This window comes from Comamonas sp. Z1 (assembly GCF_008121555.1).
GTDB lineage: Bacteria > Pseudomonadota > Gammaproteobacteria > Burkholderiales > Burkholderiaceae_C > Comamonas > Comamonas thiooxydans.
Genome location: NZ_VOQT01000001.1, coordinates 615,557 through 630,437 on the forward strand (window position 1 = coordinate 615,557; position 14,881 = coordinate 630,437).

Genomic DNA, 14,881 nt, shown 5'->3' on the forward strand with positions numbered 1-14,881 from the left:
CTGAGACTCCGGCGCGCGACTTCAGGCATCGCGCGCCAGTCGCAGCCCCGTCATCTGCCAGCGAGCCATTGCGGGAAAGAAGTTGCGATAGGTCAGCCGCGCATGACCGGCAGGCGTGAGGCAGGAGCCGCCGCGCAGCACATACTGGTTGACCATGAACTTGCCGTTGTACTCCCCCACAGCCCCCTCAGCCACACGAAAGCCCGGGTAGGCGGCATAGGACGAATGCGTCCACTCCCAGACCTGGCCGATTGCGGCTCCCGCACGGGTGCCTGCAACCTCGGGGTGCAGACGGCCAGGCTCGCCGAAGCGGGACGCAGGCCAGGCCAGCCTGCCCATTGCCACCTCCCACTCCATCTCCGTCGGCAGGCGCGCACCGGCCCAGCGCGCATAGGCATCAGCCTCGAAATAGGAGATATGGCAGGCAGGCCTCAGTGCATGCAGAGCCGTCACGCCATACAGGCTGAACTCCTGCCAGCCCGCAGCATCTTCAGCTTGCCTCCAGTACCAGGGGTGGCTCAGTTGCTGGGCCTGGCACCAGTCCCAGCCTTCGGCCAACCACCATTGAGGCTGGCTGTAGCCGCCATCCAGCACAAAGCGCAGAAACTCGCCATTGTTCACGGGCCTCGATGCAATCTGCGCAGCTTGCACATAGACACTGTGCCTAGGCATTTCATTGTCAAACGCAAAGCTGCCGCCGCCATGACCCATGCTGTAGATGCCCGCCTCAAGCGGCAGCCATGTGAGATCAGCATAGGCCTGCACGCAATTCTCCTCTGCCACCCCATCTGACGCATAAGCAGGCCAGAGCGGGTGACAAGAAAGCAAATGCTTGATATCGGTGAGCATCAACTCCTGATGCTGCTGCTCGTGCTGCAAGCCCAATGCGACGAGCTGAGCAACGGCCTGCTGAGTCGTCGGACTTTTCTCTTTCATGGCGGCCATCAGCGCCAGCATCTGCTCATCCACCACAGCGCGATAGGCCATGACCTGCGCCAGAGCCGGTCTGGTCAACAAGCCCCTCTGGGCTCTGGGATGGCGTGCACCCACCTGCTGGTAATAGGAGTTGAATAGCATGCGAAAACTGCCGTCAAAAGCCTGATGCCCTAGCTGGTGCACGGCCAGTACAAAGGTTTCGAAGAACCAGCTGGTATGGGCCAGATGCCATTTGGCAGGACTGGCATCCGGCATGGATTGCACGCAGGCATCTTCTGCAGACAAGGGCGCAGCCAGCTTTTGCGTGCAGGCCCTCACCCGCTCGAACTGCTGCGCCAGCACTATCCAGTCCCCGGCAGCAGGTGTCATGAAAAATGGCAGCGCCATGGTTTCAGGCATGGGCATGAATGACGGCAAACCATTGCTGCTCATCGGTCCAGACCCTGGGCGCGGCAAATCCCGCGCAAGCCAGCATGGAGAGGAAATCGGACAGCGGGTATTTGTAGCTGTTCTCCGTATGGATGGTCTCGCCCTGAGCAAAATAGCGCAGGCCCTGAGGCCAGCACACCATGACGGGGCGACGGGCGCGCAAATGCATCTCTATCCGCGATGTCCGGCTGTCGAAGCGCGCCTCATGCGCCCAGTCCTGAAGATTGAAATCGCTGCCCAGCAGACGGTTCACATGATTGAGCACATTGAGATTGAATTCGGCTGTGACGCCCTGCTCATCGTCGTAAGCGGCTATCAGAACCGGTACCGGCTTGGGCAGATCAATGCCAATCAGCAGCCCGCCGTCGCCCCCCAGAAGTGAATGCATATGTCCGAGCATATGCAAAGCCTGCTGCGTATCGAAGTTGCCGATCGAGGAGCCAGGATAGAACAGCTCACGCCGCGTCTGTGGCACGCCTGACGGCAAATGCCAGTCCCCCGTGAAATCCGCCGCAACTGCACGAGCCGTAAGTCGCGGGAAGTCGTGCTCCAGCCTGGCCACAGCGGCCTGCAGAAACTCGACCGCAATATCCACTCCCAGAAACTGCTGCGGCCCCACGCTGCGGCACAGGCGCCGCACTTTTTCGCAATTGCCCGCTCCCAGCTCTATCAACACCTGGCAACCCGCCATGGCTTGGGCGATCTCCAGGTCATAGCGGGCCATGATGGCAGCCTCGGTTCTTGTGGGGTAGTACTCGGGCAGCTCGGTTATCTGCTCAAACAGGGCGCAGCCATGCGCGTCATATAGGAACTTGGGAGAAATCTGCGCCTGCCGCTGCATCAGCCCCTGCGCCAGCTCATAGCGCAGATGCGTCGGGGGGGTATACGCGTCCATGAAGCTGCAACCCTCGTCCTGAAGCGGTGGAGGTCTCAACGAGGACGCCAGAGGCAATGGAATGCGCCCTGCGCGTGATGCAAACTCTATCGATGCTGCCTGCCTGTCCGGTGTCGCGCGCATGCTGATCCTCCTGATGAGCTGATCGCGCGATGCAGCCATTGCCCGCGCCATCACTGCCAAGCCTGCTTTAGACCCTCAGCCTAGCGCGGCCGGCAATCGGCAGAAGTAGGACTGAAGCCAGCGATCCTTTTACTGCATGCACATGCAGCAATGCTGACAAAGTCAATACTGGTCAAAGAATTCAGCAAAAAAAATCGGTACCCCGCGCTGGCGGAATACCGATCTAAACATACACCCTAGCCTCCGAAGTCATCAGGCCATGCCGACCTGCTGACTCCGATGCACCGCAGAGCCTGCGGTGCGTGCCTCGCCTGCGGGAAGAAGGCCGCAGACAAGAACACTCTTTGCCGTGAAGCTATCAGAAGCGATAGCCCACGCCCACGCCCACCAGCCATGGGTCAACCTTGAACTTGGTGTTTTCAAACACGCCTGCACCTGTGATCTTGGTACCCAGATACACCTTCTTGATGTCGAAGTTCAGTGACCAGTTCTTGTCCAGCGCATAGTCGAAGCCAACCTGCAGCGCGCCGCCAAAGCTGTTCTTCTTCACGGTCACGGCACCATCCAGGATGTCCACGTTCGAGAAGCGTGTGTAGTTCACGCCAGCCCCCACATAAGGCTTGAAGGCCCCAAAGTTGGTGAAGTGGTACTGCGCCAGCAAGGTGGGGGGCAGATGCTTGAGCGAACCGATCTTGCCGCCATTCAGGCGCACATCATGCTTTTGAGGATAGGTCAGCACCAGTTCTGCCGCGATGTTGGGCGTGAAGAAGTAGGACACGTCCAGCTCAGGCATCCACTTGTTGTTGATGCTCACGCCTGCGTCTCCGGCAGCGCCACCGTTGTCGCTATCCAGATGCAGAGCACGCACGCGAACCTGCCAAGGGCTGGAGCCGTCAAACGAAGATTGGGCAAAAGCGGTACCGGCCGTCAGGGCGCTGGCAACAGCAGCAATCGCGATCAGAGTCTTTTTCATGGGTTCTTTCCTTGAAGAATTGGGTGAGAGCAATGCTTTGCATCCCTTGGCATCCATTGAAACAAAGCCACTGCCACACGGGTTTGTCCCAGGTCAACCCGCACACCAACACCGCAAAGAAAAAAGCGGACGTTGCCCATCGGCCACGTCCGCCCAGGATACTGATGAAGCGCAAAAATTTGCGTCAGCAGTGATGGTAGTCGTCAATTCGGATGAGCCACCCTGGCTGGTCGCAGCTTGTGCCACAACTCCACGCACACCACAACCGCACCGCCAATGACGGCCCCAACCAGCACATGCACCAACACCGGTCCCAGCGCTGCAACAATACCGCCCGTGGGCACAATCACCTGCTCTATCCAATGTTCGACCGGCTCTATGCCGTGCGCCAGCAAGCTACCTCCCACCATGAACATGGCAGCCGTGCCCACGATGGACAGCCCGCGCATCAGCCACGGGGTAAAAGCAATCAGACCAAGGCCCATGGCCTTGGCAGTGCTGCTACTCTTGGCCATCAGCCAGCCGCCCACGTCATCCATGCGCACGATCCCGGCCACCAGTCCATAGACGAACACGGTGATGGCCAGAGCTACAGCGATCAGCACCGAGGCCTGCTCCCAGATGGGTTTGGCGGACACCGTACCCAGCGCAATCGCCATGATTTCGGCCGACAAGATAAAGTCCGTGCGCACGGCCCCCTTGACCTTCTGCTTCTCGTACTCCATCGGGTCCATCTGCTTTTCACGCGCGGCACGCACCGATGAAGGCGCAACACCTTTATGGGCCGCCTCCTCGGCATCCACCACGGCATCATGCGCATCATGCTTTTGATGCTTGTGAAACAGCTCAAGGATCTTCTCCACGCCTTCAAAGCACAGAAAAGCGCCCCCCACCATCAGCAAGGGCGTGATCAACCAGGGCACAAAAGCGCTGATCAACAGCGCCGCCGGCACCAGGATGGCCTTGTTCATCAATGAACCTTTGGCCACTGCCCAGACCACGGGCAGCTCCCGGTTGGCCTTCACTCCCGTGACCTGCTCGGCATTGAGAGCCAGGTCATCGCCCAGCACGCCGGCCGTCTTCTGCACCGCAACCTTGGTCTGGGTAGCCACATCGTCCAGAATTGCCGTGCTCTTGCCTGCCGCGGTCTTGGTCATCAAGGCCACGTCGTCGAGCAAGCTAGCAATATCGTCTAGCAACATCAAAAGGCCGGCACCTGCCATCGCTTCTCCCGCTGGTTTGCAAAATCGCCATCATGCCTGCAAACCGTGCCACGATTGCGACAGGAAGTTGCCAATCGCCTACGCGATCAGCACGGCCAAGGCTTTGCAGCGACAATGAGCGCCCTCATCGAACGGAAACCCTGTGACTCAAGCCATCGCTCATGCCGAACTGATTGCCAGCTACCGCAAACTTGCCGCAGAGGCCGCCAAGAAGGCCGCGCTGGTCAAGGCCGCCGCAGGCAAAGGCCCCAAGACCATTGCAACGGTCAGCGAAACCGCTGCCAAGGCCGCGCGCCGCCGTGATGTGATGGCCGCCAGGCTGGCCAAACTCGGCGTCGTTCTGCCGGGCTGAGCCCCAACAAGCAGCCTTCTTCGGGCAGTCCTCTTATTTGCTGATCTTGAAGCCCTGTGTCGCCGCCCAGGCTGCCACATCGTCGCGACGGATGGCCGCAGCCATAAGCTGTGGAAAGGCATCGGGGGTACAGGCAAACGAGGGCACGCCCAGTGCCGCCAGCTTGGCCGCCAGTTCCGCGTCATAGGCCGGTGCGCCCTCGTCGCTGAGCGCCAGCAGCGTAATGAACTGCACGCCTGCTTCCACCAGCTCGTTGGCGCGGCGCAGCAGGCCCGACTCCACACCGCCCTCGTAGAGGTCGGAGATCAGCACCAGAATGCTGTTGCGCGGCTCGCTGATCAGTCCCTGGCAATAGCCGACCGCACCATTGATATCGGTGCCGCCGCCCAGTTGCACGCCAAACAGCACATCCACGGGGTCGTCGAGCTTTTCCGTCAGATCAACCACGGCCGTATCAAACACCACCAGCTTGGTGGCTACGGCCGGCAGGCTGGCCATCACCGCACCAAAGATGCTGGAATAGACCACCGAGTTAGCCATGGAGCCGCTCTGGTCAATGCACAGAATCACCTCGCGCTGCGGGCGGCGCGCCTTGCGCCCATAACCGATCAGCGTCTCTGGAACAATGGTCTTGTACTCGGGCTGCCAATGGCGCAGGTTGGCGCGTATGGTGCGATTCCAGTCGATTTCTGCATGCCGCGGGCGTCGGTTGCGCTGGCTGCGATCCAGCGCCCCGGCCACGGCACTGCGCATGGGCTCCTCGAGCTTTTTCATCAGCTCGTCCACCACCTTGCGCACCACCAGCCGCGCCGTGGCCTTGGTGTTCTGCGGAATCACCGAGCCCAGCGAAATCAGGTCCGCCACCAGATGCACATCGGGCTGCACGTTCTCCAGCATCTCGGGCTGCAGCAGCAGCTCGCGCAGATTCAGGCGCTCCATGGCATCGCGCTGCATGACCTGCACGACCTGGCTCGGAAAGTATTTGCGGATATCGCCCAGCCAGCGCGATACCGAAGGCGAGGAGTTGCCGCGTCCGCCCTTGCGCGATGCCAGCTTGCTGTCTTCCTCATACAAGGCGGCCAGCGCCTGGTCCATCTCCTGCAAGCGGCCCGTCACACCGCCGCAACTGGCGTCAGCGGGGCTACCCAGCACCATGCGCCAGCGCTGCAGCCGCGTAGTGGGCTGCAGCTCTTCGGACTCCTGTTGCGGCTCGGTCGCCAAGTTTGCTGTTTGCTTCATCGTCACACCTTGGCCGCGGCCGCATCAAATTCGGTAGCTGCCTGGGCTTGCCCCATCAGCGCCTGTGGCAGATTCAAGCCCAGCAACTCATTGAGCACGGGCAAGGCCAGCAAGGCACGCGACTCATCCCAGGGCGCGGCATCGTCCGCAGCACCTACGGCAGGATCGGGTGCCGCAACGCCTCCCACAGGCGTTCGCTTGACCTTGTCGCCCAGGCTTTGGCGCTCGTGATTGCTGAAGCTCGAGAAGCTACGCCGCACCAGCGGCAGAATCTGGGCAAACTGCACCTCGCCCAGACCACTGAGCCAGGCATCGACAGCACCCCAGATGGACTCGTCATGCAGCAACACCAGCGCCTGCTGGTTCAGAAAACCGTCCAGCCAGGCCGCCACATCCATGGGCGCCGCACCCAGTGAAAGATTGCGGTTGAACTGGCGCACGATCTCGGCGCTTTCCAGCAACTGCTCGTCCAGCAGCAAACGGCAAGCCATGCCGCGCAGCAGTGCCGCTGCGGCATCCCCCATGGCCAAGCTGCGCAGTGCCAGGCGCCAGGCATCCACCGCTTGCTGCGCCTCGCCGTTGCTGGTGCGCAACCGCAGTGCCTCGTGGGCCGCCAGCACCTTGGTCTTCATGGCGACCGCAGCATCCTCGTCCATGGCCATGCAGGCGACAGGCAGGCCGATGGCGGCGCGCAGCATCAGCGAATCGATCACGCCGGCCAGCAGGGCTGTATCCGTCTGGCGCACACTGCCATAGCGATAGACATTGGCCAGTGGCGGCAAGGCCTGCAGCAACTGGGCCACATCACCCGTGGTGGCTGCACGCTGGGCCAGTGTGGCAATCAGGGCCTCGACCAGCTGCGGCAAATCGGCCAGCAGCGCATCATCGATGGCCTGCGCGATTTCGGGCAGCGAGGTCTCGGGGGTCAGGCTGGAGCGCAGCCTGGCCGTGGCGGCCTGGGCCACGGTCGCTCCGTGCACGCTGGCCTCGATGATGCGCACCGCCAGCTCGGGCTCCCACTGCAGCTGCCAGCTTTCGCGGAAAGTGCCCCGGTTGCGCTGGGCATCGGTGGCGCGAACGCCCCAGTCAATGCCGAGCAGTCTCAGACGGTGCAGAAAATGGCTGCGTGCCAGATCCATGTCCTTGCGCAAATCCAGCGCCAGCAGCTTGCTTGCCGCCTCGGGCTTGAGGCGCAGCGACTTCTGCTGCTGCTCGATATCGCGCTGCAGCGGCACCTGGGGTACATCGGCGGGCACCTGGCCCAGCACATGACCGACGGTCAGCTCCTCATCGATCAACCTGAGCGGTGCGTCCTCGCCCATGCAGATCACGGTGACTATGGCCTCGTTGATTTCGTCCAGGCCGGGCACGGGCTGGCCGCGCAGCGCCGCCAAGCCCTCGGCCAGACGCGTGGCCTCGATGATGTGGGCGCTGGAACAGTCCAGATCCTTGTCGCGCAGCAGATGGGCCACGCGCGTCAGCCAGCCCGCCGTGCGCAGCGTGGCTGGAGAAACGTCGTTTTTGATAGCTGCTTGCGCTTTACCATCAAGCGTTTGAGGCTGATTTGACTCAAAACCCGGGGACGATTGATAGCACTGCCACAGATGCTGGTACCAACCCGGAGAAGTCACACCCGCGCCATAGCCGCTGCTGCTGGCCAGATTGCGATAAGTCCAGGGGGCCCAGGTCGCCATCACCTTGGCCTTGGGCAGGCCCTTGAGCAGGGCGCTATCTGCCTTGGCCGTCACGCTGGCCTTGAGCGCCGGCACATGCCAGGCGCCACAAACCACGGCAATGCGCTGGTGACCGGCCTTGATCGCCTCGCGAATGCACTGGCGCATATGGGCTTCGCGCAGTGCTTCGCGCTTCATGTATTCCTCGCCACGCCAATGTTCGCCGTCCTTGGCCAGCTCTTCGCGAGCTGCCGTCATCACCTCGCCAATGCTCTCGAACAGTGCTTCGCTGTCGCCTCGCTCCTCGACCAGACGGTTCCACCAGCTCTCGCCATCGTCAAAGCCTGCGGCATGGGCCAGCCAGTCCAGCGGATCGCGGTGCAGGTGTTGAGGAGCCGGTGCCGGGAGGTCCAGCTGCAGCTCATGCTCATCGCCGTCCTGCATATCGGCAAGCGTCGCGGCCTCCCCGACATCTGGTGCATCCTGCTCCGAGTCCGGGACAGCCACCGACAGCATCGCCTCCTCGGCCTCCTGTGCGGCCTTCTTCAGTACTTCGCGTCGTGCAAACTCGATGGCCATGCCATGGGTCTGCGGCAGGTCGATGAAGCGGGTTGCAACACCCCGGCGACTGGCCCACTGCAATGCCTGCCATTCGGGTGAGAACTCGGCAAACGGATAGAACGCAGCCTGGCTGGGCTCGTCCTGCATATAGACCAGCATGGCCACGGGCGGGCGCAGCTCGGCGCTTTGCAGCATGGGCAGCAGCGCCTCCCCCTCGGGCGGGCCTTCCACCAGCAGGCAATCGGGCTGCAAGGCCTCAAGCGCCTGCAGCAGACTGCGAGCGCAGCCCGGGCCGTGATGGCGTATGCCAAAGAAATGAACAGAATCAGCGGAAGTGGCCATGGGCTTGTCAGACGGCTCAAGAAAGGGATGGCAAGGTCTCTGGCAGTGAAGACAGCTCAGCCCATCACAGATGGGCGGTTGAGACGAGGCGTCATCACCGAAGACAGTGGCAACGCCAGGGCGAGGTGATGCAACGACGTATCAAGAGCTGTATTCACTGCAGCACAACTCACAGCTGCTCGCGGCAGGCGCGGTACAGATCCTTCCATTCGCTACGCTCCTTGACCACGGTCTCCAGATATTCCTTCCACACCACCGTGTCCTGCACCGGGTCCTTGATCACGGCTCCCAGCAGGCCCGAGGCCACATCGGCCGCACGCAGCACGCCATCGCCGAAATGACCGGCCAGCGCCATACCGCTGTTGATGACCGAGATGGCCTCCGCCGTGGACAGCGTGGAGCTGGGCGACTTCACGCGCACGGTCTTGCCGTCCTCGGTCTGGCCGTGGCGCAGCTCGCGGAAGATCTGCACCACGCGGCGCACTTCCTGCAGCGCAGGCGGCTCGGTTGGCAGCTGCAGCGCCCGCCCCTGCTCGGCCACCCGCTTGGTGACGATTTGCACCTCCTCGTCCTGCGAGGCGGGTACAGGCAGCACCACGGTATTGAAGCGGCGCTTCAATGCGCTCGACAACTCGTTGACGCCCTTGTCGCGGTTATTGGCCGTGGCGATGACAGAGAATCCCTGAACGGCCTGGAACTCCATGGACAGTTCCGGCACGGGCAGCGTCTTTTCGGACAGCACGGTGATCAGCGTGTCCTGCACATCGGCGGGAATACGTGTGAGCTCCTCGATGCGCGCGATCTTGCCCAGCTTCATGGCGTTGACCAGCGGGCTGGGAATCAACGCTTTCTCGGACGGACCGTGGGCCAGCAACTGGGCGTAGTTCCAGCCATAGCGCAGCTGCTCCTCGCTGGTGCCGGCCGTGCCCTGGATCAGCATGGTCGAATCGCCGCTCACGGCCGCAGACAGATGCTCGGACACCCAGGACTTGGCCGTGCCGGGCACGCCATACAGCAGCAAGGCACGGTCGGTGGCCAGCGTGGACACGGCAATCTCCATCAGGCGCGGATTGCCGATGTATTTGGGGCTGAGCTCAAACCCGTTGCTGAGCTTGCCACCCATCAGATACTGGAGCACGGCCCAGGGTGAGAGCTTCCAGTTGGGCGGGCGCGGACGGTCGTCCACCTTCTGCAGGGCATCGAGTTCTTCGGCAAATTGCGCCTCGGCGTGCTGACGTAGTACTTGGCTCATGATGACTTTCGGGTTGAATGCAGAAAAATTCGAAGGCTTAGGCGCTCAGCGCGGCCTGCAGGGCCAGGCGCAGATCGGCGATACGGTTGAGTTGCTCGAGCACGCGCTCGTCATCCCAGGGGCGCAGGCGGGCGCGCTCCAGCCGCGCCTGTTGTTCGGGAGTCAGGCTGCTTTGCGCAGCAACGGTAGTGGCCTCTTCGGCCGCATCGGCCACCTTGGATACCAATTTTTGCCAGAGCCCGGCCAGCCCTGACGGGGCTGCTGCCTCGGGCTGCAGCTCTGGCACGGCAGGTTCCTCAGCCTGTGGAGGCTGACGCCAGAGCCGCACAAAGCGCGGCAGAACGGCCGGATGCAGCCGGCGCGCGCAGGCCAGCACGGCCTGATCGGCCTGCCAGCTATGCCAGCTGCCCGTGGCCTGCTTGCCGCCCAGCGCCTTGTCCAGAGCGTCCATCAGTTGCTCAGACATGGATTGAGAAAATACGCCAACCACGGGCATGCTGCTCTCGATGCTGTTGATGCGGTCCACCAGGCTACCCTTGGCCTGCTGCAACTGCGCCTGCCACAGCGCCTCGCGCTCCTGCTGGCTCAGCCGGTCCAGCAGGGCCGGCAGCAGCGCTTCGGCCCGTGCATCGCGTTCCATGGTCTGCAACAGCGCAATCCAGCGCACATCGGGCTGATCGCGCAGGGCCGCCAGCCAGCCCTGACGCAAAGCGGTCTTCCAGTCGCTGCGGCGGCTCCAGTCCCAGAGCTGCTCGGGCGTCATCTCCAGGGTCTGCAGCCAGAAATCGATGGGCGCAAGCTCCACCATCTGCTGCAGCCACCAGGCTTTCACGCCCTTGATATAGGCCGGCGGTTGCAGCGCAATGCCGTCGCGCTCCCAGTCCTTGCTGCCCTCCTCGGGCGGCTCGATCTGCCATTCCCCCTTGGCATTGCGGCTCAGCATGGACTGCAGCCAGCCCGTGATGCGCAGGCTGTGCGCGCTTTGCGGCAAACGCGACAGCAGACGGGCCGCGTTCTCGCGCACCTCCTTGCTACGATCGGTCAGCAGCTTTTCCAGCAGCGGCTCGTCCGCCATGGACAGTCCCACGCCCAGAGCCAGCACCATGGGCGCACGCTCCTTGGCATTGAGCTCCTTCAAGCTGGCTTCCAGTCTGGCGCGCGCCTGGTCGGCATCGGTCTCACGTTCGCTGTGCAGCAGCGCCACGCGCTGCTCGATGGAGCCCTCCTGCCAGATCAGCTCGGCATTGGCTGTCTCCTGCACGCCGCTGGCATAGCTCCATTGCGGGTTGAGCCCGGCCAGCCAGCGTCCTCGCTCGCCCAGCACCGGCGTCAGCCAGGTACGCAGTTCCACCGAACGGCGGCCTTCGTTCAAAGCATCGACCAGAAGCGCATGAGGCAAGCGCTGTCCGGCCTGATCGAGGGCATGGAACATGGGAGCCAGCATGTTCTCTGGCCCATGCTGCAGCACATCACGCATCAGGCCATGCAAGCGCTCATCCTCGGGCGCACGGCGAGACTCGTCGGCAGGCAATGCCGGGGAGCTCAAAGGTGCGCCGAGCCTGACCTGCGCGCCGGGTTGCCAGCCCGCCCGCTCCAGGACGGCAGCGACGGCGCTGGCCCTCAGCAGCTGTGCAGCCGTTGATGCAGCCGGTTGCAGCCAGGCGGCTTGCATGGCTTGCAAACCGGTGCTGGCTGCGGCATCGACCTGCGCGGTCAACACCGCAGGTACGGCCAGCCTGTCCGCGCCGACCAGACTTGACTGCTGCAGCGCAGCCCATAAATTGGCGCTGCTCATCGCATCTCTCCTTGGTTCTGCCAGATGGGGGACAAGTCCTGGCTGTGGGCACCCTGCTGCCAGGCGCTGAGCAAGCGCCAGCGCCCCAGTTGCGGCCCACACTCCCACTCGCCGAACAGTGCCAGAGGCGTGCCGCCGCTCAGCGCCAGCAGCCGCCAGGCTTCGTCGTCAGCAATCACCGCAGGCACGGGCGCCGGCTGGCTCTGCCCTGTGGGCCAGCCCACCAGCCATTGCCCCTCTACATACAGCAGCTGGGCATTCGCACACCACAGCGGCTGCACCGGCTGCAGCGCATTGGCGGCAATGCGCTCGCCCAGTTGCAGCAACGGTTCGCCCAAAGCCTTGAGCGTCAGGGCTGCGGCATCGGAGCTGTCGAGTGCTTCAACCCCATTGACAGCAACCGCCCGCAGGCTCGCCCTGCCCGGATAAAAGCTCAAGGCTGCGCGATAAGCGCCGCCGCTCACCCAGGCCGTCTCGAACCCTCGCCCGCCCTGGGCATAGTCCAGCATCAGGGCCGCGCGGCCGGTATTGAGGCCCTGCAGCCAGACGCGGCGTTCCAGCAGGCGACCCTCGCGCTCGATCAGGCGCTGACCCAGCACCCGCCAATCGTCGCTGATGGTCTCGCCACGGGCCTGTACTTCGGCCTTGTCCATGGGCCAGCCCAGGGCAGCCATGACGTCGGCCTTCACCTCGGGGCTCAGCGAGTCACGCCGCTGCACCGCGTCCACCAGCAGCTGCCAATGGCCAAGCTGCACCAGCAGGTCACGCGGCCAGGTCGGGTGGCTGCCCACCAACTCCCAGGCTTCCCTGATACGTGCGGCCATGCCCGTGGCCTGGGCATCCACCATGCGTGCCGCCATGGTGTTCCAGTGCTGGCGCGTCTGGCTGTCGCCGGCCTGATTGGCCAGGCCGGTGCGCACCATGTCCTGCATCCATAGCGACAGCTCCTGCATGCCGCCAGCAACCTTGTCCCAGCGCTTGTCCTCGCGCTTGGCCTGCTGTCTGGCCAGAGCCTCCTGATCCGCCACTGGCGCAGCGGCAATGGCGGCCGCCTTGGCCTCCTTCTGCTCGGCTTTTTGCTGACGCCCACCCAACCAGTTGCTGACCCATTCCGGGGGCTCGCCGCCCTCCGGCACCTGGCCGCCTGCGCGCAGCAGCATCAGCGCCAGCCCGTGCTTGCAGGGGAACTTGCGGCTGGGGCAGGAGCACTTGAAGGCCGGCCCGCTCAGATCGACCTGAGTCTGATACGGCTTGCTGCCGCTGCCCTGGCATTCCCCCCAAACCGCAGCATCATTGCTGCCTGTGTTCGGCCATTTGCTCAGGGACTGCAGTCCCTTGGCCGCCTTGGATGACGCAGCATCCGGCGACAGCGCCAAAACTTCCGCTTCCGTTGCTAATACACGCGACACCAATGTCTCCCGTCCCGAATCGACGCAATATCCTGATAGTTCGAGGCGCTTACGCACCAAGGGCGAGTGCGAAACTCCCCTCGGAAAACCTCGTCCGCACTTTGCTGAAACTGTGCTTTCAGCGCGGCAAAAACTGTGGTTTGACAGACCGCGCAAACCGTTGCGCGCAATGCGTCAGCCTATCATCGCCATGGCACTGTGCCGATGAAAACGTGCAAAAAATCAGAACATAGAGAAGCCGGGTGACATGCATCAACCGGCTTCCTCGTCAAGCTGCGGTACCGCTGTTCCCGGTGAACATTCAGCCCACCGACGCTGCTGCAGATGCAAGTACCGACTCCGCCGCAGCCAAGCCACGACATTCCTGCTACTTTTGCTTACCAATGGCTCGACCCGGCTTCGGTGCTCATACCGCGCCAGCTGCCCGCAAGTGCACCTTGCTGCCTATCTGGCTGTCAAATTGCTACCGAGGGTCTGAATGCTCTGGGTCAAATCGACCAGGACACCGTCGATGCCAAACACGCCCTGTGTCACAGCCTTGGAAGTCGGCTCTGGGTCGGAGAATTAGCCACTGACGATGCTTCGGCTGGCAAGCCCGCGGCCAACAACACAGAAGACTGCAAGAGATTCTGTCTGGCAGCTAACGAACAGCGTCGAAAGTTCTCCAGCAAAAGCTGTTCGCTGGCATCCCCCGCTGGAAGATCTGACTGGCGCCGGCCTGTCAGCACAAACAGCACATCAACACCTGCTGCGGCAACCGCAACAAGGTAATCGCTATCCGGCTTTCGTTCGTCTTTCTCGTAGAGCAGCTGCGCCTGCTTGCGCACACCGCCAAGTTGGCCAAACCCTTCCTGGTTCAAGCCAAGGCGTTCTCGTTCCTCACGCAAACGCGCACCAATACCCATATGAGTAACTCAATATTGACAAATATACGCATTTGCGTACTATTGTCATACCAAAGCCAAGCTAGTGCCGCTTCACAACACTGCACTAGAGGCAAAAAAGCAGCAGCCCTTTGCACAGAGCTACTACACCTATTCACATCAATCGATAGATTCTGACATGAAGCAGCCCCCCTAAGCACAGGCCCGCACATGACTTGAGAGCCAAGGCCTACGGTCGCCCAATGGACACGGAACAGTCCAGATAGCTGCTGTCCCATCAACAGCCGGTGCAGTGTTGGCAACGGATCTTGCCTGCTACGACAACAGGCACTCTACGAATGTGTTCTGTAGCGCTCGACAATTTCAGCCTTTGTCTGAATTCGGCGTTTACGGACTTGATGCTGTCAAAGCATCAGCTATCCATGCACGACTGTCGCGGGCAAATCGGCGCAGCTGAAAGCATGTGCTATTCAACACCAACGCCAGGACCTGCAGATCAGGCCCGACTGGAGTTTTGAGTCATGAGCCAGAACATTTTCGATCAGCATGCCGATGGCAAGGCTTTTGCGGCAGCAGCTTCGTTGGTGCCGGCAACCGTGCCGCAAGCCCAGATTGCCTGCCACCAAGCGCAGTTGATCGGCTATGCGTTGAGCCACCATGTGCCGGACATGCGGCGAGGCTTCAATATCCTTACCAGCTATGGCCGCTGGCATATAGATGCGAAGCCAGCCGCGCAGATGGCCGAGTTGATGCGCCAGCATCTGATGCAGCAACTGGAGACGATCTAGACCTACG

12 protein-coding genes are annotated in these 14,881 nt (G+C 62.4%); 2 read left to right on the forward strand and 10 right to left on the reverse strand.

Annotated elements, in window-relative coordinates; all coding sequences use genetic code 11:
- Positions 1–21: 21 nt before the first annotated feature.
- The 4 genes from egtB to FSY45_RS02745 form a co-directional block, all read right to left on the reverse strand.
- A complete protein-coding gene (egtB, locus tag FSY45_RS02730; RefSeq protein WP_080944401.1) occupies positions 22–1,341 on the reverse strand; it encodes an ergothioneine biosynthesis protein EgtB in 1,320 nt (439 codons plus the stop codon).
- Positions 1,328–2,383, reverse strand: a complete 1,056-nt coding sequence (gene egtD, locus FSY45_RS02735) for an L-histidine N(alpha)-methyltransferase (protein ID WP_370512834.1) — start codon at positions 2,381–2,383, stop codon at positions 1,328–1,330. The genes egtB and egtD overlap by 14 nt, the downstream gene beginning before the upstream one ends.
- Before the next feature lie 358 nt (positions 2,384–2,741).
- Positions 2,742–3,356, reverse strand: coding sequence for an OmpW family protein (locus FSY45_RS02740; RefSeq protein ID WP_003069736.1), 615 nt, complete (start codon positions 3,354–3,356; stop codon positions 2,742–2,744).
- 203 nt (positions 3,357–3,559) lie between these two features.
- A complete protein-coding gene (locus tag FSY45_RS02745) occupies positions 3,560–4,579 on the reverse strand; it encodes a DUF808 domain-containing protein (protein WP_148747903.1) in 1,020 nt (339 codons plus the stop codon).
- Positions 4,580–4,721: 142 nt separating this feature from the next.
- Between FSY45_RS02745 and FSY45_RS02750 the strand changes: the two genes are divergently transcribed.
- A complete protein-coding gene (locus FSY45_RS02750; RefSeq protein ID WP_046460715.1) occupies positions 4,722–4,931 on the forward strand; it encodes a hypothetical protein in 210 nt (69 codons plus the stop codon).
- A gap of 33 nt (positions 4,932–4,964) precedes the next feature.
- Here the strand turns inward: FSY45_RS02750 and FSY45_RS02755 are convergent, their stop codons facing one another.
- The 6 genes from FSY45_RS02755 to FSY45_RS02780 form a co-directional block, all read right to left on the reverse strand.
- Positions 4,965–6,170 carry a VWA domain-containing protein gene (locus tag FSY45_RS02755; protein WP_046460714.1) on the reverse strand — a complete coding sequence of 402 codons (1,206 nt, stop codon included), beginning with the start codon at positions 6,168–6,170 and terminating at the stop codon, positions 4,965–4,967.
- 2 nt (positions 6,171–6,172) lie between these two features.
- Positions 6,173–8,746 carry a DUF5682 family protein gene (locus tag FSY45_RS02760; RefSeq protein WP_046460713.1) on the reverse strand — a complete coding sequence of 858 codons (2,574 nt, stop codon included), beginning with the start codon at positions 8,744–8,746 and terminating at the stop codon, positions 6,173–6,175.
- Between the two features lie 169 nt (positions 8,747–8,915).
- Complete coding sequence (locus FSY45_RS02765) at positions 8,916–9,998, reverse strand: AAA family ATPase (protein WP_046460712.1); 1,083 nt, start codon at positions 9,996–9,998, stop codon at positions 8,916–8,918.
- Positions 9,999–10,035: 37 nt separating this feature from the next.
- Entirely contained in the window at positions 10,036–11,793 is a 1,758-nt protein-coding gene (locus FSY45_RS02770; RefSeq protein ID WP_046460711.1) for a DUF5691 domain-containing protein, read from the reverse strand.
- A complete protein-coding gene (locus FSY45_RS02775; RefSeq protein WP_080944400.1) occupies positions 11,790–13,169 on the reverse strand; it encodes an SWIM zinc finger family protein in 1,380 nt (459 codons plus the stop codon). Before FSY45_RS02775 ends, FSY45_RS02770 begins: the two co-directional genes overlap by 4 nt.
- A 563-nt stretch (positions 13,170–13,732) precedes the next feature.
- Positions 13,733–14,107 carry a helix-turn-helix domain-containing protein gene (locus FSY45_RS02780; RefSeq protein WP_003069723.1) on the reverse strand — a complete coding sequence of 125 codons (375 nt, stop codon included), beginning with the start codon at positions 14,105–14,107 and terminating at the stop codon, positions 13,733–13,735.
- A gap of 500 nt (positions 14,108–14,607) precedes the next feature.
- On the opposite strand from FSY45_RS02780, the gene FSY45_RS02785 reads away from it, so the two are divergent.
- Complete coding sequence (locus FSY45_RS02785) at positions 14,608–14,874, forward strand: hypothetical protein (protein ID WP_046460710.1); 267 nt, start codon at positions 14,608–14,610, stop codon at positions 14,872–14,874.
- The last annotated feature ends 7 nt before the right edge of the window (positions 14,875–14,881 follow it).